The organism is Acidovorax sp. DMC1 (assembly GCF_056314325.1).
The window spans coordinates 224,055-250,108 of sequence record NZ_JBQUYO010000003.1 but is presented as its reverse complement, the minus strand read 5'-3'; the positions used below and the strand labels follow the sequence as shown (position 1 = coordinate 250,108).

Sequence of the window (26,054 nt, the reverse complement as noted above, 5' to 3'; positions counted from 1 at the left end):
ACACTGTGAAATCCACTTCCGCTACCCGCGCACTCCCCCTTTTGATTGCGCTGATCACTGCCGGGCTGATCTCCGCCCCCACCCCTGAAGCCAAGGCCCAGACCAGCAAGGCCCGAAACGCCGCGACCAAGGAGAAGGCGATGGCCCGCCAGGAACGCGAGGCAGACCGCGCAGCGCAGGCTACTGACAACACGAGCGGGGCAAGCCCGGCTGCCCCCAACGCGGCGTTGCCTGCGCGGCAGTGGAAGGTCAGCCTCAAGGAGCTGGGCGTGGGGCGCCCCATCGCCTTGCGCGGTGTGGAGAGCGAAGCCAGCGTGGGGGTGGGTGTACGGCGCGACGAAATCGTCGAAGCTGCCAAGCTGCGCCTGACCTTCACGCTGTCACCCGCGCTGATTCCTTCGCTGTCGCATCTCAAGCTGATGCTCAACGACGAAACCTTGCAGACAGTGGTGCTGGACAAGGAGCGTCTGGGCACACCACAGACGGTCGAGTTGAACATCGACCCCCGCTATTTCACGGACTACAACCGGTTCCGCTTCCAGTTCATCGGCCACTACACGATGGAATGTGAAACGCCCACCCATTCCAGCCTGTGGGCCACCATCAGCAACGACAGCCAGCTGGAGCTTTCGCTGCGGCAGATCCCTCTGCGCAATGACCTCGCGCTGCTGCCGGCACCGTTCTTCGACCCCCGGGACAACCGCCCCGTCAAGCTGCCGTTTGTGTTTGGCAACCAACCCAGCACCGGCACACTCAAGGCGTCTGGCTCCATCGCCAGCTGGATCGGCATGCTCGCAGGCTACCGAGGCAACCAGTTCCCGGTGCTGGAAAACCAGCTCCCCCGCTCGCACGCCGTGGTGCTGGCCACCAACAGCCAACGTCCCGCTTTCCTGCAGGACATGGCACCCGTGACCGAGCCCACGATCTCGGTGGTCAACCACCCCGAAGTACCAGGCGCCAAATTGCTGCTGGTGCTGGGCAAGGACGACGCCCAGCTGCAGATGGCGGCCGACGCCTTGGCCCTGGGAAAAGCGGTTTTGTCCGGGCAGACCATTGCCGTGAAGTCGCTGGACTATCCCGCACTGACCAAGCCCTATGACGCCCCCCGCTGGATCACCACCCAGCGGCCCGTGAAGCTGGCCGAGCTGGTGGGCAGTCCTTCGGACTTGCAATTGCGTGGCACGGTGCTCAACGACACGGTGAACATCTACACCCGCATGGCCCCAGACCTGTTCACCTGGAACGCCAAGGGCGTGCCGCTGGACCTCGCCTACCGCTACACCCCCAGCAGTGTTTCGGACCATGGCAGCCTGAACATCTCCATCAACAACCAGTTCATCCAGTCGTATCCGCTGCAGTCGCGAGACGACCGCACCAGTGGCAAGAACACGGTGATGCTGCCCTTGTTCGACGACGGGAACGCCCAGAACCGTTCGGACCTCAAGATTCCGGCTTTCATGATCGGTGGCGACAACCAGTTGCAGTTCGCGTTCCAGATACCGCCCAACGACCTGGGCCGCTGCAAGTCCGCGCCGCCGACCGAACTGTTTGCGGCCATCGATCCACAGTCCACCATCGACCTCACGGGTTTTCGCCACTACCTGGCCATGCCCAATCTGGCGGCCTATGCCAACAGTGGCTTCCCATTCACCCGCGTGCCGGACCTGGCCCAGACCTCCATCATCCTGCCCAACCAGCCCAGCACCGCAGACATCGAGGTCTTCCTGACCTCCGTGGGCCGCATGAGTGCATCGACCGGCTATCCCGGTACCCGCTTTCAGCTGCTGCGCGCCGCAGATGCCAACAAGGCTGGCGACACAGACATCCTGATCGTGTCGCAGGCCGACGCCGATGGTTTGCTGGAGCAATGGAAGAACCATCTGCCGGCGCTGCTGGCCGCCGGGGCACGGTCCGTCCAGCCCCTGGAGCGGGCCCTGGGATCGTTCATCGAACTGTTCAACCTGGAGTCCGAACACCGCCTCTCCGCGTCCGGCGGGCAAGCCGTGTTGCAAGGCACAGGTCCGCTGGCTGCCGTCACCGGCTTTGAATCGCCTTTGCACAGCGGGCGCAGTGTGGTGGCCCTCACCGCCACGGACAAGGAAGCCATGGGGCTGCTGAGCCAGAGCCTGAACGACGCGGGCAAGATCAAGAGCCTGCGCGGCGATCTGGGACTGATGCGCGGCGACGCCATCGAAAGCTTCCGCATCAAGCCGGTGTACTACGTGGGCGACCTGCCGTGGTGGCAGCGCCTGTGGTTCCACCTGCACAGTCACCCCTTGCTGCTGGCGCTGGCGGGCATCGCCACCGGCCTTCTGCTGACCTTCATCGTTTATGGCGCCTTGCGCACCATGGCGCGCCGCCGATTGGCCTCCCAGCATGACTGATTCCCTCCGTCGGCGCACGGCCCTGCAGGCTGGCGGCGGTGCCGCGCTGCTGTCCTGGCTGCCAAGTCTCCGCGCGCAAACCCAATCCGCAGCAGAACGCCCCGGATGGCCCGCCTGGGAGGCCTTCAAGGCCCAGTTCATCAACGAAGGCGGCCGCGTCGTCTCAGACGATGCGGGGGGAGGGCAGACGTACTCCGAGGGCCAGGCTTATGCCTTGTTTTTTGCCCTGGTGGCCAACGACCGCGCCGCCTTCGACAAGCTACTGCGCTGGACGGAAAACAACCTGTGCGACGGCGACATGACCGCCCGCCTCCCGGCCTGGCTTTGGGGCAAACGCCCCGATGGCTCTTGGGGGGTCATCGACAGCAACGCCGCTTCTGATGCCGACCTCTGGATTGCGTACGCCTTGGGCGAAGCTGGCCGCCTGTGGAACGTGCGCAGCTACCGCGCGCTCTCGGCCTTGCTGACAGCCCGCATCCTGCGTGAAGAAACCGCACAACTGCCCGGCCTGGGACTGACCCTTCTGCCTGCACCCCAAGGCTTTGCGCAGGGAGACGGTCGCTGGCGCCTGAACCCCAGCTACATGCCCATGCACCTGATGCACTGGCTGGCAGCGGTGGACCCGCAGCCCGAATGGAAGCAACTGGTGGACAGTTCGCTCAAGGTCATCCAGGGCGCGTCGCCCAAGGGCTTCACGCCGGACTGGACCGTGTACGACACCAAGCAGGGCTTTCTGGTGGACGAGAAGGGCAAGGAAAAAGGCCAGGGCAGCTACAACGCCATCCGCGTCTATCTGTGGGCGGGCACCTTGCACGCCAACTCCCCCGGGCGCAAGGCCCTGCTGGAGACCCTGCAGCCGATGGCCCGCTTTGTGCGGGAGCAGGGATACCCGCCGGAATCCATCGACATCCTGACGGCGCAGGCCTCGGGCCCCGCTCCGTCCGGGTTCTCGGCGGCAGTCCTGCCGTTTTTGCGCGCGGTGGGGGATGATCGCGCCCTGCAATCGCAGCGCATGCGCCTAGAGGCCCGCCCCTTGCGCCCCACGGCCTACTACGAGCAGGTCCTCGGCCTGTTTGGGCTGGGCGCGATGGAGGGGCACTATCGCTTCACCGCCAACGGCCAACTCACTGTGCGATGGAAACCGTGAAACGCCGTACACGCCGCTGGCTGCCCTCACTGACCCTGCTTGCCGCCGCCTGCCTGCCTGGGCAGCACGGCGTGCATGCCAGCACCCCACCCGCTATCGAAGCGGAGCTGCTCAGCGGCGCCCGCCTGTGGGCCAGCAAGAACCGGCCGGACATGGCCCGCCAGCTGGTGGACAAACTGCTGGCCATGGACCCGAACTCTCCTGAGGGGCTGGCAACGCTGGGCGACCTGGCTCTGCGCGAAAAGAAAACCGATGAGGCCCAACGCGCTCTGGCCACCTTGCGTGCCCGCCACCCCAGCCATGTGCTGACCCAGGAACTGGAAACTCTGGTGCGCGTGTATGGCCCCGACCGGGAAAAACTCGCCCAGATGCGCCTGATGGCACGCGCAGGCCGCAAGGCCGAGGCCGCCGACCTGGCGCGCGAGCTGTTCCCGCAAGGCCCGCCCACGCTCGGCGGACTGGCGCTGGAGTACCACCAAATCATGGGCTCCACCGCCAAGCAGAGCACCGAATCCCAGCGCCAGCTGGCCAAGCTGTACCAGCAGACCGGGGAGTCCCGCTACCGGCTGGCACAGCTGGAGCTGCGGATGTACCAGGGTGGCAACCCAACGGCCGTGGTGCAGGAGATCGAGGCCCTGGCAAAGCAGCCCGATACCAATGCCCAGCAGCTGCAAGACCTCTGGCGCCGCGCCCTGGACCGGCTGACCAACACACCCGCCAACCTGCCCCGCGTGCGCGCATTTCTGCAGCGCTATCCGGCTGACAGCGCCATGGTGGAGCGACTGGCCGCCATGCAACAGGCGGTCGAACGCGCAGAGCGCGCGGCCCGCGACCCGGCCAACATCGCCCGTCAGGCAGCGCGCACGGCACTGGACCAGGGCGATATGGAGCTGGCGGAAGAGCAGATCCAGGCGACGCTGGCCTTGCGCCCCCAGGACGGAGAGAGCCTGGGGAACTTGGGGTTGATCCGCCTGCGCCAGGGCCAGCATGCCCAGGCGCAGGACCTCTTCAGCCAGGCCTATGCGCTCACACGCCAGGGCCGCTGGAAGGACCTGCAGGCTACCGCCAGATTCTGGGGACTGCTGCGACAGGCCGACCGAGCTGTCGAGCAGAACGAACTCGTCACCGCTGCCAGCTTGGCCGAACGCGCACTGCAGATGCAGCCCCAAAGTGCTGACGCATTGACCACCCTGGCGAGCATTCGCGACCTGCAGGGTGACCATGCGCTGGCAGAGAATTTCTACCAACAGGCCCTCCAACAGGAGCCCAACAGCACTTCCGCCATCAAAGGCCTGGCAAGCCTCTATGCCCGCACCGGGCGGGTGACCAAAGCGCAGTCCCTGCTGGCAGAGGCCGCTGCACGTGACACCACACTCGCCGAAAAACTCGCCAGTGCCCAGGCGGATGTGCTGGTGGCCCAGGCAGAGGACGACCTGCAGGCCCAGCGCCTGGGCCCCGCACTGCATGCGCTGGAGTCTGCCGTGGTACTGACCCCTGACGATGCGTGGTTACGGCACCGCCTCGCACGTGTTTACTTGCGCCTGGGCCGCCCCCAGGAAGCACTGCACGCCATGGATGAGGGCGTGGCACGTATTCCGTCCGGCACTGTCAGTGCCGAGATGTTGTATGCCCGCGCCCTGATACGTTCGGCCTTGGACGATGACACCGCTGCCCTTGCAGACATGCAGCGGATACCCTCCACCGATCAGACAGACGCCATGCGCGCGCTAGTGCGGCGCTCCCAGGTCAAGTCGCTCGTCACGCAGGCCCTGAAACCCCTGCCGGCAGCTGAAGTCGAGGCACTGCTACAGCAAGCGGAGCGAACAGCGGGCAATGAAGTAGACCTGCTCTACAGCGTTGCCAATGCCTGGTTTCTCCGTGCACAGCCCGCGCGGGGCGTGGCAGTCTTTCATCGCCTGGCAGCGCGTGTCCCCACGCTGGCGCCAGACACGCAGCTGGACTACGCACAGCTGCTCAACCGGGCGGAGGACGATGCCGGCCTCGCCGAGCAATTGCCTCGCCTGCTGCAAACCAAGGGCTGGAGCGCCGAGCAAGAAAGCCGGCTGGTAGCGCTGTACACCGCGCACCAGGAGCGGCTCATCGAGAAGCAGCGGCAGGCCGGACGTACCAACGAAGCCTCGCGCCTGGCACGCCAGGCGACACCCCTGCCGGACACACTCTCCACACCACGCCAACGCAGCCTGACCCAGGCACGGTTGCTCATGGCTGCAGCCGAATATGCCCATGCCGCCCAGTTGCTCAAGCCTTTGGCATCCGCACAACCGGATGATCTGTCTGTTCGCATGGCGCTGGCGGACACCCTGTCACGACTGCAGGACACCGGAGACCGGCGGGCTGCGACCAATGAGGCCGACTGGTTGAAAGACCGCATCCCTCCGAGCGATGTGGGGCAGCAACTGGCACTGCTACGCATCTGGCAACGCATTGGCCGCATGGACGAGGCACGGGCATTGGCGACCCGTTTGCTGGACCGCTTTCCGCAGGACAGTGACGTGCTGCTGCATGCAGCGCGCCTGGAGCGGGCCAACCGCAACTACGCACAGGCCATGGTGTTCTTCCGCAGTGCGCTCATGCTGGAGACGCGCGGAAAGGACACTCCCCCGACTGCAACGCTCTCAGACAGCCAGGCCCAGGCGCCGGTTGATTCAGACAGACCACTGGCTCTCCAGCAGAGTTACACGCTGTCCGTCCCCTCCGCCCCCGCCGTCGTCGCCAAGATCCAGGGCGAGATCGACGCCATCGAGGCACGGCGCCAGCCGCGGATCGAAGCGGGACATCAGGCACTGAGCAAGCGCTCCACCGACGGCATCTCCAGCCTGCACGGCTGGGAGCGACCTGTGGTGGCGTGGATGCCGCGTGGCTACGACGGGCACTACTTCCTGCACGTGGATCGGGTGCAGCTGGATGCGGGCGATCTTCCCGCTGACGGTCCGGACCTGCTCACCTACGGGCAGGTGGCGGCGCTACCGCCCGGGTCGCCGTTTGCCACCGAGCGACGCCAACGCGGGCAGGGGTCCAACCTGGGGTTCGGCTACGTTGGCGACGACATCCAGTGGGACATCGGAACCACCGGGGTAGGTTTTCCGGTGACCAATGTCGTAGGGGGACTGTCCAAGACCGGCGATATCGGCCGCTACAGCTACAACCTCGAAGCGTATCGGCGCCCCATCACCGGCAGCCTGCTGTCGTACGCAGGGGCACGCGACCCCATCACAGGCCAGGTATGGGGCGGCGTGGTGGCAACGGGCGCTGCAGGCCGCCTCTCCACCGACATGGGCCCCTACAGCACTTCGCTGAGCCTCAGCCTGGCCGCGCTCACCGGCAAGAACGTGGCGACCAACACCCGCATGCAACTGCGATGGGCCCTGGACCGCGACGTATGGCGTCATGCTGACGGGGTGGTCAACCTCGGGGTTGCCGTGTCGGCCTGGCGCTATGGCAAAGACCTGGCCGAGTACAGCTTCGGGCACGGGGGCTACTACAGCCCGCGCAACTACGTGTCCGTCGCCCTGCCACTGGAGTGGAGCGGACGCCGTGGCGCACTCACGTGGCTCGCGCGCGGGTCTGTGTCCGTCTCGCGCAGCAGCAGTGGCGAGAGCGACTATTTTCCGCAGAGCGCACTCCTGCAGTCCCTGGCGCGTGCCCGGCTGGCGGCCGACGGTGGTGTTCCGGTGTATGCGGGCAGTTCGGGCTCGGGTTTCGGTCGCTCATTCAGGGGCGCACTGGAGTACCAGGTCACCCCCCACCTCGCACTGGGTGCACAGTTGGAGCTGGATCGTTCGGCCTACTACGCGCCCACCAATTTCATGGTGTACGGCCGCTACCGCTTTGAGCCCGGGAACGCTCCGCTGGACAACCGCCCCCGTCCGGTGCAGACCTATTCCAGCTTCTGACATGTCCTCTGCCGCTTCATCCCCACGCAAGAGCCCACCCGCCAGCGGTGTGCTGCGTTCGCTCGCCACACGCCTTTGGCCTTCCAAGGGTGCAGCCGGCAACGCCATGCGACCGACCAACATCGGCATTGCAGGGCTGCCGGACGGTATCGGCCAACTCCCGGCCCATGTGCCCGTATCCCTCGTCGCCGCCGACAGCCGCAGCGCTGCGGCATGGTTCCCCGCAATCATTGAAGATGCCCTGGCGGCAGGCCCTTTGGGGCTGGTCGCATCCAGCACGCAGTGGTTGGATGAATTGCTGGAGCGCCCGGCAGTACAAGCCGCCTACCAAACGGGTCGGCTGAGGCCCTGGACATTTTCACCGGGATTGCACGCGCAAGTCCAGCGCGACGGCCTCAGTGCGTTGCTGCAGGAGCTTGAACGCACCGGCCTGCCACCACAGCACGCGCTGCATCTGTACGACGCACAGAACCTGCTGTCCGGGCTCAACATGGCGCAACTCGCCCGGGTCAGCGACCAGCTCAGCACACTGTGCCGCCAACGGCCTCGCCCTGTGGTGCTCGGATTCACCCCACCACTGGACACCAGCGCCCTTTTACCAACGCTACGCAACCTGTGCCAGATGTCCATGCACATTGCCACCTTGCATGCCGACGCAGACCGCTGGCGCCTGAGCCTGGACCGCTGGAGTTCGGACACCGGGGCACTGTTTCAGACGGGCTTTGGCCTGGTGCAGGACGCCAGCACCCACCGGCTGGCTGCCGACGGCACGCGCACCCAGGGCGCCACACCCGAACTGGTCACTGCGGCCGACCAATGGAGTGTGCTGGCCACCCGGGCATCGGTGGAGGGGCAGCGCGGTATCCCCGGCCACTGGCGCATCTTCGATGGGCTGGAGGACATCGAAGTGGCTGCCGCCACCTGCGTGGCCTCCACGGTGCTGATCGATGCGGGCTCTGCGAGCGATTTCGAGTCCCGCGCACGCCTGGTGCACCAGTTGCGCCTCTCGCGCCCCCCCACGCTCAAGATCGTGGTGCGCGAGAACCTGGGCAAGTTGCGCACCCACAGCGAACAGGCACTGCTCCAACTGGGCGCCAGCGTGGTGGTCTACAAAGAGGTGGGGTTCTCGCGCCTGCTGCAACTGCTGCAGGACATCAATGCCCAGAGCCATACCCGCAAAGTACACACCGACTATGCGCTGGCGCTCGACAGCTTTATGCCCCCCCGTGAGCGGGGTTACCAGGCCCCGGCACGGTTCTGTACGCTGGTACGGGGGATGCTGGACCGCACCCATGACATCGGTCTGTCGCACAGCATGGTCCGGCTGAACATGCTGGACCAGATGCCGCACATCGATGCCTTGCGTGCCTGTCACACCTCTCGCGATGGAGACCTGTTCACGGCCGACCACGAAGCAATCTACGTGTTCCTTTTTGCCTGCCGGGAGCCCGATGTGGAGCTGGCCCTGCAGCGTGTGTTTGCGCTGCCACTGACCCAGTTGTTCACCTCACAGGCCACAGATTGCTCCGCACCCGGCATACGCGCCATGACCGACCAATTGCAGGAGACCCTGCGCAAAGGGGTGCCTGACTACAGCGCCATCTTGGCCGACGTCAGCGCTCCACCGGCTGCCGTCCTTGTGAACAGTTCCGCTACACCCAAGGCGCAGGCGCCGAAGGCAACGCCGGCATTACCCCAGCACAACCCTCTGGAAGACCAGCAGCCCAGCGCCCAGCCGCCAGTTGCGGCGAGCCCGCAAGTGCGACCTCGCCCCATCGGACGGCGCGCCGTGCCACGTGCACTCGGGAGGGCTTCCGCATGAGCAATGCGTGGGTGCTCGTTTACGTGCTGCTGGGCGCCTTGCTGGCCTGGCCCTGTGCCAGGCTGCTGCGCCGCATGCTGCAAGCACGCCAGCCGCTGCGCTGTGTGCAGCCCTACCGCCCAGCCCTTCCGCCTGAAGAATCCCCCGTTCCTCCGCAAGACGGGGTGAACAAGGCTCCATGAACAAAGAGTTTGCATGCGCGTGATTGCTGTTGTTTCGCCCCTCGGCGGGTCTGGGCGTACCACCCTGGTCGCACACCTGGCGTCGCTGGGCGCCCGACAAGGTCAGCCCACCTTGGCCGTGGAGCTGTGTGCCCAGAATCTGCTGGGCATGCACCTGGGCATGCCACGCCCCGCCCGCCAGGGGTGGGCAGCACTTGCCGCCACGGGCTCATGGTGGGCGGATGGCAGCTTTGACAACACAGACGGCGTAGGCGTTCTTCCCTTTGGCCCGGCGGCGCCAGATACCATCACCACACTCCACCAACTGCTGGCGGCCAACCCACAGTGGCTGCAAGACCAGTTGGCACTGCTCGATGTGCCGGAGCATTGCACAGTGCTGCTGGACACACCGCAATGGCCTTCGCCGTTGGCCCAGGCAGCGCTGCGCTGCGCAGATGCGGTTTTGGTGGTCCTGGAAGCGTCTGCCCGCGGATGTGCCAGCATGGACAGCGTACGCGCCATGCTGCAGGCATCGCCAGCAGCGCCCAACGCGCAGGGCATCGCAGTCACACGTTTTGACCCGCGCCGCGCCTCACACCGGGAAGCACTCACCACTCTGCGCGAGCAGTGGGGAAGCCAGTTGCTGCCGTACACGGTGCACGAAGACGAGAACCTCGCGCGTGCGCTGGCGGCATCGCAGTCCGTGAACAGCATGGCCCCACATGCACAGTCTGCACACGATCTCCAGGGCATTTTCCATTGGCTGTCGGCAGTGTCTCCCGTGCAGGTGCTGCCTTCGCCTGCAGCAGAGGTGGCGGCACCATGACGGACCAGGCCCCTTCCAGCATCACGACGCCCACGCCATCCCCTGAGCCACCGGGTGTACGAGCACCTGCCCACCAAGTGCTGGGATGGCTCCGACTCTGGCTGGAGATTGAGCCTGGTGCTCCCTGGTGGATGTGGCTGTGGCGCTGCTTTGTGCTGCCGCCCTCGCCGCAGCGCGCTTTACGCCCTTGGTTGCTGCGTCCAGTGAGGGGTCTATGGGCAGGCCTCGGCTGGGCGATGCGCTGGCTCTGGAGGGGTGTGGCACTCGCACTGAATCTGCTTTTCTGGCCGATCCGGCTTTTCCTGCGGGCCATGGACCGCTTGGCCACCCACGTCAACGTGGGCAAGGGCATGCGGCTGGCAGACCAGTGGCTCACACCGGCCCTGGAGATTCCGGGTCTGCGCTGGGTGATCCTGGCGGTGGGGGCGGTCACCGGTCTGGTCGTCATGACCACCCCATTCAACTGGTTCGGGCAACTGTTGTTCATGCTGCTCTGCTGGGGACTGTCCCTGGTGCTCCGGCGCCTGCCAGGCCGCTATCCTTCGCTGGCGCTTGCAGCCATCAGCCTGCTGGCCATGGGGCGTTATGCCTGGTGGCGCCTGACTTCGTCGATTGAATTCGACTCGGTCATCGAGTCCTTCCTGGGCTATGGCCTGCTGGCGGCAGAGGCCTACACCTGGCTGGTGGTGGTACTGGGCTTCATACAGACGGCCTGGCCCCTGCACCGCCGTCCGGCGGAGCTGCAAGGTACGCCCGCGTCCTGGCCCACGGTGGATGTGTATATCCCCACCTACAACGAGCCGTTGAGCGTGGTGCGCACCACAGTGCTGGCGTCGATGGCACTGGACTGGCCCCAAGACAAGGTCAAGGTCTTCATCCTGGACGACGGACGGCGCGAGGAATTCCGTGCATTCGCTGAATCCATGGGGGTGGGCTACATCGTGCGGCCCGACAACAACCACGCCAAGGCTGGCAACCTGAACCACGCGCTCAAAAAGACTGATGGTGAGCTGGTTGCCATTTTCGACTGCGACCACATCCCCACACGCTCCTTCCTGACCACGGCCGTGGGCTGGTTCCAGCGCGACCCGAAGTGCGCGATGCTGCAGACGCCGCACCATTTCTTCTCGCCCGATCCGTTTGAGCGCAACCTGGGTACCTTCCGCCGTGTCCCCAACGAGGGTGCGCTGTTCTACGGTCTGATCCAGGATGGCAATGATTTCTGGAACGCCACGTTCTTCTGCGGCTCCTGCGCGGTGATACGGCGTGGACCTTTGCTGGAAGTGGGCGGCATTGCCGTGGAAACCGTGACCGAGGATGCGCACACCGCCCTCAAGCTGCACCGGCGCGGTTACACCACGGCCTACATCAACGAGACGCAGGCCGCCGGTCTGGCCACGGAAAGCCTTTCGGCCCACGTGGGCCAACGCATCCGCTGGGCGCGCGGCATGGCGCAGATCTTTCGCGTGGACAACCCCTTTCTGGGCAAGGGGCTCACGCTGTGGCAGCGCATCTGCTACGCCAATGCCATGGTGCACTTCTTCTTCGGGCTGCCGCGGCTGGTGTTCCTTACCGCGCCCATGGCCTTCCTGTTTTTTGAATGGCACATCATCAATGCAGGCGCCATCATGATTGCGCTGTACGTGCTGCCGTACATCCTGCAGTCCAACATTGCCAATGCGCACGTGCAAGGCGAGCACCGGCACACCTTCTGGGCGGAGGTCTACGAGACAGTGTTGGCCTGGTATGTGGCCCTGCCCACCACGGTGGCGTTGATCAACCCGCGCTTGGGCAAGTTCAACGTGACAGCCAAGGGCGGGCTGGTGGATGAGCCGTATTTCGACTGGGTGATCTCCCGCCCCTACACCATCCTGGTTCTGCTGAACTTTGCGGCCTTTGGCATGGGCCTGTTGCGCCTGTTCTTCTGGAACACCGAGGAAACCGCCACCGTGCTCCTCAACCTGCTGTGGACGGTCTACAGCATCCTCATGCTAGGTGCTGCATTGGGTGTGGCGTCCGAGGCCCGCCAGGTGCGGCGCATGCACCGCGTGGCCACGCAATTGCCCGCGACCTTGTACCTGGACGATGGGACAGTGCTACGGGCCGTTTGTATCGACTTTTCCATGACCGGTGTGGGCCTGCAGTTGCCTGAAGGCATACCGCTGGCCGTAGGAGACAAGGTGCAGGTAGGACTGTGGCGCAACGATTCGGAATGCGTCTTTCCAGCCACGGTGATGCTGCACAGGGGCCAGAGCGCCACCGGTTTTCAGTTTGACCCCATGACGCGCGAACAACAAATCGATCTGGTGCAGTGCACCTTTGCCCGCCCCGACACCTGGACGCAATGGAACGACAGCCACGATACCGACCGGCCTTTGCATGGCCTGCAGGAAATCGCGCAGCTGGGTGTTCTGGGCTACCGCAAGTTCTGGGCTTCGCTGGTGGAATCGGCACGCAGCCGATGGCCCCTTCGCAAGCAGCGCGGGCAAGAAAGGCTGCCGGCATGAGCTTCTGGCACCTGATTTTCCTTGCCAAGGTAGGTTTGTACTTTGGTGGCTACATCGGCCTGAACTGGTGGCTGAACCTGCTGTTGTGGGCGTCCATGCTGCCCCCTATTGCGCACAACGGGTGGCGACGTGCACGCACGGCCATCGCCATACTGGCAGCCATCGCACTTCTGTATGCCGACTCATACCTCCCCAGCCCGGCGCGCGTGCTGTCACAGCTCAAAGCGCTGAGCGGTTTCAGCGCAGACTACTGGCTGGAACTCGCCCAGCGGGTGTTCAACCCTGAAATACTGCTGGTGGGATTGGCCGGTATCGTGCTTTATTCGGCACTGGCCCGGCGGGTGCGTGCAGGAACCTTTGCATTGCTGACGTTGTTGAGCGTGCCGGTGGTCGCGGCCTTGCAGGAGCAGGCAGCTACATCTCCAACCACCATGGCTGCAGCCAATGGATCGAATTCGGCTGCTGCGCCCAACGACAGCCAGGACACGTCACCAGACGCCCTGCTGCAGCGCTTCTATGCCAGCGAAAGCCAGCGGCGCGTTCAGTTCACCGCGCCCAACGGACCACCCGCGTTCGACATCATCTTGCTGCATGTCTGTTCCCTCTCATGGGACGACATGGACTTTGTAGGACAGCGCGACAACCCGTTCCTCAAGCGCTTTGATGTGCTGTTCACGAACTTCAACAGTGCCGCCAGCTACAGCGGGCCGGCCTCGTTGCGGGTATTGCACGGCACCTGCGGACAAACACCGCACACCAAGCTGTACGAGGGCATCGATCCGCAGTGTTATGTATTTCCCAACCTGGAGAAAGTGGGCTACCAGACCGCTGCGCTGCTCAACCACGACGGGGTGTATGAAGAGTTTGCGCATGCGCTGGAGCAACGCGGAGGTCTTGCGGGCAAGCTGCAATCCAACCAGGGGGCACCCGTCCACATGCAGAATTTTGATGGCTCGCCCATCTACAACGACCATGCCCTGCTGGCGCAGTGGTGGAAGAAGCGCAGCACTGACCGCAGTACCGGACCGGTAGCGCTGTACTACAACACCATCTCGCTGCACGATGGCAATCGCGTACCGGGCATGGCTTCACGCAACAGCCTGGAGACGTTCAAGCCCCGCCTGGTGCAACTGCTCGCCGACTTCGACAAGTTCATCTCTGAGCTGGAGTCATCTGGACGCCCCGTTGTCGTGATGCTGGTTCCCGAGCATGGGGCGTCGCTGCGCGGAGACAAGATCCAGATGTCGGGCATGCGGGAGATTCCCGGCCCCCGCATCACCCTTGTCCCGGCTGCGGTGAAGCTGGTGGGCATGAAGGCATCAGACGCATCCCCTCCTCCCGGTCCCCTTGTCGTGAACCAGCCGATGAGCTATCTGGGCTTGTACACCTTGCTGGGCGATCTGATTCGCGACAACCCTTACGCCAACTCCGCACGCCCTCTGGCAGAGCGGCTCGCGACACCGGTCACTACCCCGTTTGTTTCAGAGAACGCCGATGTGATCGTGATGCGCAACATGGAAGGCAAGTACCTGATGCGCTCGGGGAACGGCGAATGGGTTCCCTACAACTACTGAAGGCGTTGGCTTGAAGCCGAAGGGGGCGTGATCAGGGGGTTGCGCGACGGTGCCCCTCTTTCACAGACGCCCAAGTGCGTCCCGCATAATCCATCCGCCCTCCGCGCCATCCCACAATGGCACGGCGGTGTGATGTCCTTCCGCGCGTCTGCAACTCCATCGGTCTCCATCCATGAATCCTCAAGCCCATCTGCTCTGGAAAGCACCCCGCTGGGCGCTCGCGATCCTGCTGGCTGTGCTGGGCATGCTCGGGCCTTTCTCCATCGACACCTACATCCCCGCGTTCTCAGGCGTCGCCGCGGCGCTGGGAGCCACGCCGGTGGAGATGCAGCAGACGCTGTCGGCCTACCTTTTCGGCTTTGCATTCATGAGCCTGTTCCATGGCGCGCTGGCGGACAGCTTCGGGCGCAGGCCCGTGATCTTGTGGGGCATTGCCGTGTTCACGCTCGCCTCCGCCGGATGCGCCCTGTCACAAACAATTGGGCAGCTGGTCTTTTTCCGCGCGCTGCAAGGTTTGTCCACGGGGGCAGGCATCGTGGTCTCGCGTGCGGTAATCCGCGACATGTTTCCCCCGGCACAGGCCCAGAAGGTCATGAGCCAGGTGACCATCTACTTTGGTGTGGCTCCGGCGATTGCACCCATCATTGGTGGCTGGCTGTTTGTCCACGCGGGTTGGCACAGCATTTTCTGGTTCCTGACCCTGGTAGGCGTTGCCCTGTGGACTGCCAACTTCCGGCTGCTGCCCGAGACCCTCCATGTGGAGCAGCGCCAGCCCTTTCATGTGCGCCACCTGATGCGGGGCTACATGCAGCTGGGCACCAGTGCACGCTTTGTGCTGCTGGCACTGGCCAGCGGCGTTCCCTTCAATGGCATGTTCCTTTACGTGCTGTCGGCCCCCGCGTTTCTGGGGGAGCACCTGTCGCTTGCACCGACACAGTTTTTCTGGTTCTTTGTGCTCACCATTTCAGGGATCATGGGCGGTGCATGGCTCAGCGGAAGGCTGGCGGGACGCATTCCGCCCAAGCGCCAGATCCGCCACGGGTTCGTCATCATGTTTTCGGTGGCCGTGTTGAACCTGGGCGCCAATCTCCTGTTCACCGCCCACGCCTGGTGGGCACTCGCACCCATTGCGATCTTTTCTTTTGGCTGGGCGCTGATGGTGCCCGTGGTGACGCTGCTGGTACTGGACCTCTACCCGGAGCGCCGGGGCATGGCCTCGTCCATGCAGGCGTTTGTCGGTTCGACGGCCAATGGGCTGGTGGCGGGCCTCATTGCACCGTTGGTGATGCATTCCACGGTTTTGCTGGCACTGTCATCGCTGCTGATGTTGTGCATTGGCATGCTGTCGTGGATGTTTCTGCACCATCGCTGGCCCGAGATCGGCCGCACCCCGGTCTATCTCTGATCCAGCTGCGTATCAAGGACTGCCAGACTGCCGCCGGTCCACGTTCTTTTGCTGGTAGTAGCGGTTCTTTTCCGCGTACATCGCTTGGTCTGCACGGTGGATTGCAGCCTCTACCGCATCGCCCGACTGGCAACAGGCGATTCCCATGGCCAGACTGAGGTGCTGGCCAGGGTAGAACTGGTTGTTGAGTTCGAGCATCGACAAGATGCGTTCCTGCAGGGCCATGGCTCCACGTTCATCCGTACCGGGCAACAACACCGTGAACTCGTCGCCGCCAATGCGTGCTGCACAAGCCGGTGCATCTACAGCCTTGGCCAAGACCTCGCCAACGCGGCGCAGCATGGAGTCTCCCGCCGCATGGCCCTGCTCGTCGTTCACCACCTTGAGCCCATTGAGGTCGATGGCGATGATGGACAAAGGCCAGGGGCCCTTGCGGGTCAGGCGGTTGAGTTCCTCGGCGTAAAAGGCGCGGTTGCGCAACTGCGTGAGCACATCGTGCTTGCCCAGGTACTCCAGGTAGGCCTCAGCCTTCTTGCGCGCCGTGATGTCCACCAGCGACAGGAGCACCAGACCCCAGTCGCTCATGTGGTCGGCCAGCACCGAGAATTGCATGTGGATATGCACCGCATCGCCAGACAGTGCGTAGTTGACCACTTCGCGCTGCTGGAAGGTCTTGCCCTCCCACAGGTCCAGCAACTGCTCCGCAAAGGACTCGTGCATCTCCCCGCGAAACACCCTGCCAATGTTGTTCAGCAGCATCTCCTTGCTCTCTGCGCCGAACATGCGCAGGGTCTGCTGGTTCACGTCAATCACCCTGATTTCGTGCATGCAGCGTGTCACGAACTCGGGATGCACCCGAATGAATGTCTTGAAATCGTCAATGCCCTGCGCACGCACACCATCGAGCAGGCTCTTGACCGCGCTGAAGTCCTCCACCCACAAGGACACGGGCGAATGTTCGAACAGGTCGCGAGCGTAGCGCTCGCTGCGGCGTAGCTCCGCCCCTGCGCGCACGGTGGCCGTCACATCCTCCAGTGACACCAACACACGGCTCCAGTTGTCCTCGTAGCCGGGCAGGATGCGCGCACGGATCTGCACATCCAGCCGTCGACCGTCGAGCGCGTAGTTCACGGTCTGGTTGGAAAACTCCAGTTGCCCATCCCACAACTGCGACAGCTCATGCGCCACCGCGTCGTGCATGTCGTCCCGAAACACCTTGTCCAGGTTGGCTTCCAGGACCTGCTGGCTCTCGGCGGCAAACAGATCCAGCGTGCGCTGATTCACCTTGAGCACCTTGAGGGCGGCACTGCAGGCCCTCAGGCGGGCTGGGTCCTGGGCCAGGAACTGGCGGATGTCGGTCACGCCTTCGGCACGCCACTGATCAAAAAGCTGCTTGAGCGCGCTGTAGTCCTCCAGCCAGAGTGACACCGGCGCCAGCCCGAACATGTGCTCAAAGTCCGCACCCGAAGATAAAGAAGACGACACAGCAGATTCCTCCGGAGGCCATTATTGACGAGCCGCCCGCCGCCTCTGCGACACACCGGGCCGCCACCATGAAAAAAGGCCGGCACCTTGCGGTACCAGCCTTTGCAACAGGAGCGGCACTAGCTAGCTAACTAGCGCCATTAACCCTCAACGCTCAGCGAGCCGGGCGAGCAGGACGCTTGCGGGCGTCGTGGGCCACGAAAGGCTTGCCGCCACCACCAGCAGGCTTGGCAAACGCGGGCTTGCGGGGTGCGAAATCACCGCGCGGTGCACCCGCGTCGCCACGGGGAGCAAAGCCACCACGGCCTGTGTCGCCAAAACCAAGCTTGCGGCCATAACCCTCGCTGTCACGGCGTGGGGCAAAACCACGATCACCGCCGCGATCGTCGCGGCCTGCAAAACCGCCGCCTTCACCACGGGCAGGTACGCCTCGATTGTCACGGCCGGCAAAACCGCCGCCAAAGCCACCACCGAAACCACCACGGTCGTTGCCACCGCGTGCGGGACCACCGAAACGGCCACGCGATGGGTTGTCGCGGTTGTCATACGAGCGGCCACGGCCACCACCAAAGTCCCCACCGCGAGGCGCCTGCGGGGCGCGCTGCGAAGGCTCCATGCCCGGAATCACTTCGGCCTTGAACTGCTGGCGGCTGTACGACTCAATGTCGTAGATCTTGCGGCGATCGCGGAACTCGGCAAACGTGACGGCCAGGCCATCGCGGCCCGCACGGCCAGTACGGCCGATGCGGTGGGTGTAATCCTCAGCCTTCATGGGCAGGCCGAAGTTGAACACGTGGGTAATGGTGGGCACGTCGATGCCACGGGCAGCCACATCGGTCGCCACCAGGATCTGCACCTGACCCGCGCGCAGCGCCATCAGGCGGCGGTTGCGCAGGCCCTGGCTCAGGGCGCCATGCAGCGCCACGGCGGAGAAACCGTCTTGCTGCAGGTCGTTGGCCAGACCATCGCACTCCACTTGGGTGCTGGCAAAGACGATAGCCTGATTGATCGTGGTGTCACGCAACCAGTGGTCGAGCATCTTGCGCTTGTGCTGGGCGTTGTCAGCCCAGTACAGCACCTGCTTGATGTTGGCGTGCTTCTCTTGCGGAGAATCGATGGTCACCTTTTGCACCGACGAACCACCGTCGTGCATCACGCGCATGGCCAGTTGCTGAATGCGCGGGGCAAAAGTCGCGCTGAACATCATGGTCTGCTTGCGCTGGCTGGTCAGCTGGTTCAGTTCTGCCAGATCGTCCGAGAAGCCCAGATCGAGCATGCGGTCGGCTTCGTCCACCACCAGGAACTGCACCTTGTCGAGCTTGATCTGCATCGAGCGCTGCAGGTCCAGCAGGCGGCCAGGGGTTGCCACCACGAGGTTGGCGTTCTGCAACTTGGCAATCTGCAGTTGGTAAGGCATGCCACCCACGACGTTGGCCACGCGCAGGCCGCGGCAATGCTTGACCAGGTCGATCGCGTCGTGCGCAACTTGCTGCGCCAGTTCACGCGTGGGGCACAGAATCAGCGCACCAGGGGTCGCTGCCTTGAAGTTGCGCGAGCTGGTGGGGTCCTTGCGCTTGGCCCGCTTCGGTGCAGGTTCGCCACGGGCGGCAGCCTCTGCAACAGCGCGCTCGAAAGCAGCGCGTTCTTCAGCTTCGGCGGCGGCCTGCTGCTTGATCAGGGTGTGCAGCACGGGCAACAGGAAGGCAGCTGTCTTGCCCGAGCCGGTCTGGCTGGAAACCATCAGGTCGATGAACTTGGTGGAGTCGTTGCCGCTTCCCATGGCCAGGGGAATGGCCTTGAGCTGAACGCCCGTGGGCTGGGTATAGCCTAGGTCGGCCACCGCCTGAACGAGTTCAGGCGCCAGGCCCAGCTCCACAAAACCGTTGGGTTCGGCGGTCACAGCGGCATCGGCCTCAATGGCAGATGCCATCACGGCGTCCAGAGGGGAAGACTGCACGGAAACGTCGGCAGCAAAGGAAGTATCGGCAGGCGCGAATTCGCCCTGCACCAAAGAGGTGTCGGTCATGATTTTTCTCTCACGAAGACGATCGCAGGCAGCGCCTGCGAGGGGCTTCGTCAATGGTTAAAAAACATCAACCATCAAACGAAACCTGCGTTGGCTCTCTCGGTAGAGGCCGGTGCGGGTGGGCGTTGTTCGCTAGTCCAGCACTGTCTAAGACAGTCGGCTGGCAAGCCCGGTGTGTGAGGGGAGATGCACAAACTGCGAGGATTTCCTGCGCAGCCGTAGATTATCGCACGGTTAAGGGTTTCCCCGCAAGCCCATCCCCTGCGCATCGCTAGAGGAGGCTTCCAGATACGAAGAATTCGATGCTGCCCCGGCGAAGCAAGCGCGTTGAGATCGGCGCCACGGGGGATTCTTGCCCCACCTCGCACCGGCAACTCAAGGCGCTTTCGCCTCCACCGCCAACAGGTGCTGGCGGTAATGTGCAAGTTCGTCGATGGACTCATGGACATCTGCCAACGCCGTGTGTTTTTGCGCCTTCTTGAAGCTGGTGTAGGCCTCGGGCTTCCAGCGCTTGGCCAGTTCCTTGAGCGTGCTCACATCCACGTTGCGGTAGTGAAAGAACTTTTCGAGCTTGGGCATGTAGCGCACCAGGAAACGCCGGTCCTGGCCAATGCTGTTGCCGCACATGGGCGCAGTGCCCTTGGGCACGTACTGGGCCAGGAAGGCGAGGATCTTCTGCTCCGCTTCCTCCTCCGTCACCGTGGACGCCTTCACCTTGTCGATCAGGCCACTGCGGCCGTGCGTTCCCTTGTTCCAGGCATCCATCTTGTTCAGCAATTCGTCCGACTGGTGAATGGCAAACACGGGACCTTCAACGCGGGGTTCGAGACTCGGGCCGGTCACGACCACAGCAATCTCCAGCAGGCGGTCGGTGTCGGGCTCCAGGCCGGTCATTTCACAGTCCAGCCAGACCAGGTTCTGGTCGGATTTGGCAAGCGTGGCAGGGGTGGGGTTGTTGGCTTCTGACATGGCGCGCATTGTCGCCGATGGCCTAAACTCGCCGCACATGCCCACCTCTGACGACATTTCCCCCTCTTTGCTGCTCACCCTGGCCTTTGCCTCCGCGCTGCTGCTGGGCTTGGCCCTCAAGTTCTGGCTGGCGACACGCCAGGTCCGGCATGTAGCCCGCCACCGCACTGCAGTCCCCGCCCCGTTTGCCGAACGCATCGCGCTGGCCGCACACCAGAAGGCGGCTGATTACACCATCACCAAAGCCCGCCTGGGCATGCTGGAGATGGCGCTGGGCGCGGCAGTGCTGCTGGGCTGGACCTTGCTCGGCGGCCTGGATGCACTGAACCAAGCGCTGCTTGGCGCACTGGGTGGCGGCATGTGGCAACAGATGGCATTGCTGGTGGCCTTTGCTGCCATCAGCGGACTGATCGACCTGCCCCTGTCGCTGTACCAGACCTTCGTGGTGGAAGAACGGTTTGGCTTCAACAAGATGACCTGGCGCCTGTGGCTGGCGGATGCCCTCAAGGGCCTGCTGGTGGGCGCCTTCATCGGGCTGCCGATTGCCGCACTGATCCTCTGGCTGATGGGCGCTGCAGGCCCGCTGTGGTGGCTGTGGGCCTGGTGCTTCTGGATGGGTTTCAACCTGCTGCTGATGGTGATCTACCCCACCTTCATCGCACCGCTGTTCAACAAATTCCAGCCACTGGAAGATGAATCGCTCAAAGCCCGCGTGACGGCACTCATGCAGCGCTGCGGCTTCTCGGCCAAGGGCCTGTTTGTGATGGACGGCAGCCGCCGCAGTGCCCACGCCAACGCCTACTTCACGGGCTTTGGTGCCGCCAAGCGCGTGGTGTTCTACGACACTCTGCTGCGTCAGCTGGCCCCCGGCGAGGTCGAAGCCGTGCTGGCCCATGAGCTGGGCCACTTCAAACACCGCCACATCGTCCAACGCGTCGTGATGATGTTTGCGCTGAGCCTGGCGGGCTTTGCGTTGCTGGGCTGGCTCTCCACCCAGGTGTGGTTTTACACCGGGCTGGGTGTGCGCCCCAATATCTCGCTGGACCCGGCCATGGCAGCTGCCCCCAATGACGCACTGGCATTGCTGCTGTTCATGCTGGTCGTACCGGTATTCACCTTCTTCGTCTCGCCGCTGTTCTCGCAGCAGTCGCGCCGCCATGAGTTCCAGGCGGATGCGTATGCCGTGGCCCAGGCCAGCGGCGCCGATCTGTCGTCGGCCCTGCTCAAGCTGTACGAAGACAACGCCTCCACGCTCACACCCGATCCGGTGTACGTGAAGTTTTATTACTCGCATCCACCGGCCACCGAACGGCTGGCGCGCATGCAAACCTCTGCCCATCCATGACTACGATGTTGAAGAAAAAAGACTGGTCTACGCTGACCCGCCGTGCCCTGACAGCCACAGAAGTCGTAGCAAACCTGGCCAAGCTGGAAGGCTGGAGCCTCAGCGGCGACGGCGCCAACGTCGCCATCGAGAAGACCTACCACTTTGCCAATTACTACGAGACCATCTCGTTCGTGAACGCGCTGGCGTTTATCGCCAACGCGCAAGACCACCACCCCGATCTGTCGGTGCACTACAACCGTTGCGTGGTACGGCTGAACACGCACGACGTGCACGGCATCTCCAGCACCGACTTTGAGTGCGCCACACAGTTCGACGCGCTGGTCGCGCTGTGACACAGGCCCACCATGGCTGAACGCAGCGCCCTCATGGAAGGTACCGTGGTGGCCAGCCATGGGCGCCACTGTATGGTCGAGACCCCGGATGGGGAGCGCCGCATCTGCCACCCCCGTGGCAAAAAAAGCCAGGCCGTCGTCGGCGACCATGTGCTGTGGCAGGCACCGCCGCCCGGCCAAGGCGAAGAAGGCACCATCGAAAAGGTCAAGGAGCGGCGCAACCTCTTTTACCGCCAGGACGAGATCCGCACCAAGTCGTTTGCCGCCAACCTGGACCAGGTGCTCATCCTGATTGCGGCAGAGCCGGTGTTCTCAGAAAGCCAGTTGTCCCGCGCGCTGATTGCGGCCGAAGCTGAGGGCATCAAGCCCATCATTGCCCTCAACAAGAGTGATCTGGTTGAACCCTTTGCCCGCGCATGGGAGCGCCTGCTGCCCTACCGGCACATGGGCGCAGGCAAACACTACGGGGTGCTGCCGCTGTCTCTGGCGCTGTCCAGCGATGTGGACCGCGCCCTGCTGATGGAACACCTGCAGGGTAAAACCACGCTGGTGTTAGGCCCGTCGGGCTCAGGTAAAAGCACGCTGATCAACCTGCTGGTGCCCGGCGCTTCTGTGCTGACCGGGGAAATCTCGCAGGCGCTGAACTCTGGCAAACACACCACCACCAGCACCCACTGGTACTGGATGGATGCGGCGCGCACCACCGCACTGATCGACTCGCCGGGGTTCCAGGAATTTGGGCTCCACCATATCGCCCCCATGCAGCTCGCCGCCTGCATGCCCGACATCGCAGAACACGCGACGGCCTGCAAGTTCTACAACTGCACTCACCTGCATGAACCGGGCTGTGGCGTACTGGATGCTGTAAAAAGTGGCCCAAGCGCTGGAGGAATAAGCCCCTCGCGCTACAAAATATATAGCGATTTATTTGAAGAGCTGAGCCACACCCGGTATTGAGGACCTCCGCCTGAAGCGCTGCTCTACGCCGCGCCAACAAGCTTTGACCCGCTAGCCCAGCAAGCGCGCCAGCGTGAGCAACGCCAGCAGCAGCATCCAGACCACCACCGAGCGCCACACCAGGCCGACCACGCTGCGCAGGTGGCCCACTTCCGGCTCGCGGCCGGGGGTGGAGTCGCTATCGCCCATGTCAGCGTCGATCTCCAGGCCCTGCGGCGCGTGCAACTCGGTGCGCGCCTTCAGCGCCTCACCGCCCAGGCGCACATTAATGGCCCCGGCTGTCGCGGCGAGTACCACGCCATCGTTGTCGTTCGGAAACCGCTGTGCGTGAAAACGCCAGCCTTCAATCGCTTCTTCAAAGCTGCCCACCACCGCAAAACTCAGCGCCGTGAGCCGCGCCGGTAACCAGTCAATCGCCGTCCAGGCCTGTGCCGAAGACTGCTGCAGGGACTCGCTGGCTGGTAAGGCACCGGTCCGCTGCTTGTAGTGCCAGTAGCGGGAGACAAATTCAGCCAGGCGATACAGCACCGCCCCCGTCGGCCCCAGCCCCAGCGCGGCGAGCACCGAAAACCAGGCCAGCACGCCAAACACGTGCCGGTGGGCGGCCAGCACCGAATACTCGATCACATGGCGCACGATTTCGCTGCGCGGCAGCGCGCCCACATCCACCTGCTGCCAGTGCGCGAGGCGCTCGCGCGCCGCATCTTCGTCCCCCTCTTCCAGCGCATCGCGGATGCCGGTGAAGTGGTGGCTGAACTGGCGAAAGCCCAGCGTGACATACAGCACCGCCACACTCCAGAGCACTGCAAACGGCCAGCCCAGCCCCCACAACAGCAGCCAGTGGATGGCCAGTGTGACCAGTGCAGGCACAAGCACAGCAAGGCTCCACGCCACCCAGCCGTGGTGCGATTTGCCCGCGTCGAAATTGCGGCTCACGGACAGCGCCCATGCACGCAGCCCCGCATGGATGGGATTGCTGCGAGCCAGGGGACGTGCCTGCTCGATCAGCAGAGCGAACAGGATGGCGAAGAAACTCATGGAGGGCAATGATACTGGCGCTTCGCCCTGGTGCGCCCCATCGCGGGCGCGGCAGCTTCAGGCCTGCATGAAGCGGTAGAAATTGCGCAGCATGCCCGCCGTGGCACCCCAGATGAAATGGGTTTTGTTGCCCTGCTCGTAGGGCATGGAGAACCACTCGCGGTGCACGCCATCGCGATCAAACACGTGGCGACGGTGATGGGCCGGGTCCAGCAAGAAGGCCAGGGGCACCTCGAACAGGTCGGCCACTTCATACGGGTTGGGCTGCAGCACGCAATCCGGCTGCACCAGAGCGACCACGGGGGTGATGATGAACGATGAGCCGGTCACATAGGTGGGCAGGGTTCCCAGCACCTCGACAAACGCACGGTCGAGCCCCACCTCTTCCTGTGCTTCGCGCAAGGCGGTGTCGGCCGGGCTGGCGTCTTCCGGATCGGCGCGCCCCCCCGGAAAGGCAACCTGCCCGGAATGGGTGGACAGGTGTGCCGTGCGCTCCGTCAGCAGCACCATGGGTTGCTCGCGCAAGACGATGGCCAGCAACACGGACGCATGGGCTGGCTCGCGGTTCATGAACTTCTTCTCCAGCACCACCTCCGGCTCCCACTGGGGCGGCTGCGCAAAGCGCGCACGCAGTGCATCGGGCGTCTGCGCAGTCAGAGGCACGGCAGGCAGGTGCGCATCCACCCCGACCACCGGCACCATGCGGGGGTCAAAGTCGGGCAGGCTCGACAGAGGCGCGATGACCGATGAGACGGCAGGAGGAGAAGGAGGGTTCACAAGAAGCGAAACAGGTTGTCGACGGACCAAAAACAAAAAGCCGCTACAGGCTGATGCTGTAGCGGCTTGTCAGGACAGGCCCTCGCCTTGCTTGGATTAAGCGGCGGTGGCAGCAGCCTTGACGCGCGAAGGCAGCTTTTCCTTGATACGTGCCGACTTGCCGCTGCGGTCGCGCAGGTAGTACAGCTTGGCACGGCGCACGTCACCACGGCGCTTGACTTCGATGCTGGCGATCAGCGGGCTGTAGGTCTGGAACGTACGTTCCACGCCTTCACCGCTGGAGATCTTGCGCACGGTGAAGCCGCTGTTCAGGCCGCGATTGCGCTTGGCAATCACCACACCTTCGTAAGCCTGCACGCGCTTGCGGTTACCTTCCACCACGTTCACGCTCACGATGACGGTGTCACCAGGGGCGAATTCGGGGATGGACTTGTTCAAGCGGGCGATTTCTTCCGCTTCCAGGGTCTGGATCAGGTTCATGTGAGTTTCCTAGTGATCTTGTCCGCGCCAAAAATGGCTGCGTCGGGATTGACGTCTCAGTGTTTTGCGGGAGAACTCCCAAGCAAAACGGCCGGCCAGAGGATCGAAAAGCCTTTGATTATAGCAATTCAGCCGAGCTTGGCCAATACCGCCTCATCGGCGGGTGCCAAACGCCCTGCCTGGCGCGCGGCGTCGATGAGATCGGGCCGGTGACGAGCCGTGGTGGCCAGGCGCTGATCGCGCCGCCAGCGCTCGATCTGCGCATGGTGACCCGACAAGAGTGCGGCAGGCACCTGCTGCCCCGCCCACTCTTCCGGCCGGGTGTAGTGCGGGCAGTCCAGCAGGCCATCCAGCGCGGGATTGAAACTGTCGAGTTGGTGGCTGCCCTCGTCATTGAGCACGCCGGGCTGCAAGCGCGCCACGGCATCCAGCAAGGCCATGGCAGGAATCTCGCCCCCCGAGAGCACGAAGTCGCCCAGGCTCATCTGCAGATCCACATGGGCATCGATGAACCGCTGGTCGATGCCTTCGTAGCGGCCACACAGCAACACTGCCCCCTCGCTGGCGGACCAGCGCTCCACCGCAGCGTGGTTCAACGGCTCGCCGATGGGAGAGAAAAGCACCACCGGCGCCTGAGCCTCCTCGGGCTCACCCCGCTCCGCCCGGACGGCCGCAAGGCAGCGCGCCAGGGGCTCGGCCATCATCACCATGCCCGGGCCGCCGCCAAACGGACGGTCATCCACCCGGCGGTAGTTGCCGTCGGCGTAGTCCCGGGGGTTCCACAGGCGCACATCGACCTGGCCGCTGGCATAGGCGCGTCGGGTCACGCCGCTTGCCAGAAAGGGGGCAAACAGCTCGGGAAAGAGGGTGATGATGTCAAAGCGCATGGTGCGCGGCGCGGC

The 26,054-nt window shown here is 64.0% G+C and carries 19 protein-coding genes; 12 read left to right on the top strand and 7 right to left on the bottom strand.

Going from position 1 to position 26,054, the window contains the following annotated elements; translation table 11 throughout:
- Positions 1–5: 5 nt before the first annotated feature.
- The 9 genes from bcsB to ACT531_RS08415 all read left to right on the top strand — a co-directional run bounded on the left by bcsB (position 6) and on the right by ACT531_RS08415 (position 15,740).
- Entirely contained in the window at positions 6–2,384 is a 2,379-nt protein-coding gene (gene bcsB / locus ACT531_RS08455; protein WP_476017134.1) for a cellulose biosynthesis cyclic di-GMP-binding regulatory protein BcsB, read from the top strand.
- A complete protein-coding gene (bcsZ, locus tag ACT531_RS08450; protein ID WP_476017133.1) occupies positions 2,377–3,531 on the top strand; it encodes a cellulose synthase complex periplasmic endoglucanase BcsZ in 1,155 nt (384 codons plus the stop codon). The genes bcsB and bcsZ overlap by 8 nt, the downstream gene beginning before the upstream one ends.
- Positions 3,528–7,445, top strand: coding sequence for a cellulose synthase subunit BcsC-related outer membrane protein (locus ACT531_RS08445; protein ID WP_476017132.1), 3,918 nt, complete (start codon positions 3,528–3,530; stop codon positions 7,443–7,445). The genes bcsZ and ACT531_RS08445 overlap by 4 nt, the downstream gene beginning before the upstream one ends.
- 1 nt (position 7,446) lies before the next feature.
- Positions 7,447–9,267 (top strand): BcsE family c-di-GMP-binding protein, encoded by a 1,821-nt coding sequence (locus ACT531_RS08440; RefSeq protein ID WP_476017131.1) that lies wholly within the window; start codon positions 7,447–7,449, stop codon positions 9,265–9,267.
- Positions 9,264–9,449 carry a hypothetical protein gene (locus ACT531_RS08435; RefSeq protein ID WP_209817246.1) on the top strand — a complete coding sequence of 62 codons (186 nt, stop codon included), beginning with the start codon at positions 9,264–9,266 and terminating at the stop codon, positions 9,447–9,449. Before ACT531_RS08440 ends, ACT531_RS08435 begins: the two co-directional genes overlap by 4 nt.
- A gap of 13 nt (positions 9,450–9,462) precedes the next feature.
- Positions 9,463–10,254, top strand: a complete 792-nt coding sequence (bcsQ, locus tag ACT531_RS08430) for a cellulose biosynthesis protein BcsQ (protein WP_476017130.1) — start codon at positions 9,463–9,465, stop codon at positions 10,252–10,254.
- Between the two features lie 311 nt (positions 10,255–10,565).
- Entirely contained in the window at positions 10,566–12,761 is a 2,196-nt protein-coding gene (gene bcsA / locus ACT531_RS08425) for a UDP-forming cellulose synthase catalytic subunit (RefSeq protein WP_476017129.1), read from the top strand.
- Positions 12,758–14,335, top strand: coding sequence for a cellulose biosynthesis protein BcsG (gene bcsG / locus ACT531_RS08420; protein ID WP_476017128.1), 1,578 nt, complete (start codon positions 12,758–12,760; stop codon positions 14,333–14,335). Before bcsA ends, bcsG begins: the two co-directional genes overlap by 4 nt.
- Positions 14,336–14,507: 172 nt before the next feature.
- Positions 14,508–15,740 carry a multidrug effflux MFS transporter gene (locus ACT531_RS08415; protein ID WP_476017127.1) on the top strand — a complete coding sequence of 411 codons (1,233 nt, stop codon included), beginning with the start codon at positions 14,508–14,510 and terminating at the stop codon, positions 15,738–15,740.
- A gap of 12 nt (positions 15,741–15,752) precedes the next feature.
- On the opposite strand, the gene ACT531_RS08410 is transcribed toward ACT531_RS08415, so the two are convergent.
- The 3 genes from ACT531_RS08410 to orn all read right to left on the bottom strand — a co-directional run bounded on the left by ACT531_RS08410 (position 15,753) and on the right by orn (position 20,220).
- A complete protein-coding gene (locus ACT531_RS08410) occupies positions 15,753–17,225 on the bottom strand; it encodes a sensor domain-containing diguanylate cyclase (protein WP_203422216.1) in 1,473 nt (490 codons plus the stop codon).
- Positions 17,226–17,379: 154 nt separating this feature from the next.
- Positions 17,380–19,251 (bottom strand): DEAD/DEAH box helicase, encoded by a 1,872-nt coding sequence (locus ACT531_RS08405; RefSeq protein ID WP_476017126.1) that lies wholly within the window; start codon positions 19,249–19,251, stop codon positions 17,380–17,382.
- A gap of 375 nt (positions 19,252–19,626) precedes the next feature.
- Complete coding sequence (gene orn, locus ACT531_RS08400) at positions 19,627–20,220, bottom strand: oligoribonuclease (protein WP_476017125.1); 594 nt, start codon at positions 20,218–20,220, stop codon at positions 19,627–19,629.
- Between the two features lie 37 nt (positions 20,221–20,257).
- Here orn and ACT531_RS08395 point away from each other — a divergent pair, with 37 nt between their 5' ends.
- The 3 genes from ACT531_RS08395 to rsgA are packed head-to-tail and all read left to right on the top strand — an operon-like array spanning position 20,258 to position 22,857.
- On the top strand, positions 20,258–21,565 hold the full coding sequence (locus ACT531_RS08395; protein WP_476017124.1) for a M48 family metallopeptidase: 1,308 nt from the start codon (positions 20,258–20,260) through the stop codon (positions 21,563–21,565).
- Entirely contained in the window at positions 21,562–21,900 is a 339-nt protein-coding gene (locus tag ACT531_RS08390; protein ID WP_060986897.1) for a 4a-hydroxytetrahydrobiopterin dehydratase, read from the top strand. Before ACT531_RS08395 ends, ACT531_RS08390 begins: the two co-directional genes overlap by 4 nt.
- 12 nt (positions 21,901–21,912) lie before the next feature.
- Positions 21,913–22,857, top strand: coding sequence for a ribosome small subunit-dependent GTPase A (rsgA, locus tag ACT531_RS08385; protein WP_422849014.1), 945 nt, complete (start codon positions 21,913–21,915; stop codon positions 22,855–22,857).
- Positions 22,858–22,908: 51 nt separating this feature from the next.
- Here rsgA and ACT531_RS08380 read toward each other — a convergent pair whose 3' ends face one another.
- The 4 genes from ACT531_RS08380 to trmD form a co-directional block, all read right to left on the bottom strand.
- Positions 22,909–23,895 (bottom strand): CobD/CbiB family protein, encoded by a 987-nt coding sequence (locus ACT531_RS08380; protein ID WP_209817256.1) that lies wholly within the window; start codon positions 23,893–23,895, stop codon positions 22,909–22,911.
- A 57-nt stretch (positions 23,896–23,952) separates the two neighbouring features.
- Positions 23,953–24,672, bottom strand: a complete 720-nt coding sequence (locus tag ACT531_RS08375) for a CoA pyrophosphatase (RefSeq protein ID WP_296336824.1) — start codon at positions 24,670–24,672, stop codon at positions 23,953–23,955.
- 96 nt (positions 24,673–24,768) lie between these two features.
- Entirely contained in the window at positions 24,769–25,152 is a 384-nt protein-coding gene (rplS, locus tag ACT531_RS08370; protein ID WP_060986900.1) for a 50S ribosomal protein L19, read from the bottom strand.
- 128 nt (positions 25,153–25,280) lie between these two features.
- On the bottom strand, positions 25,281–26,039 hold the full coding sequence (gene trmD / locus ACT531_RS08365) for a tRNA (guanosine(37)-N1)-methyltransferase TrmD (RefSeq protein WP_476017123.1): 759 nt from the start codon (positions 26,037–26,039) through the stop codon (positions 25,281–25,283).
- Positions 26,040–26,054: the final 15 nt, after the last annotated feature.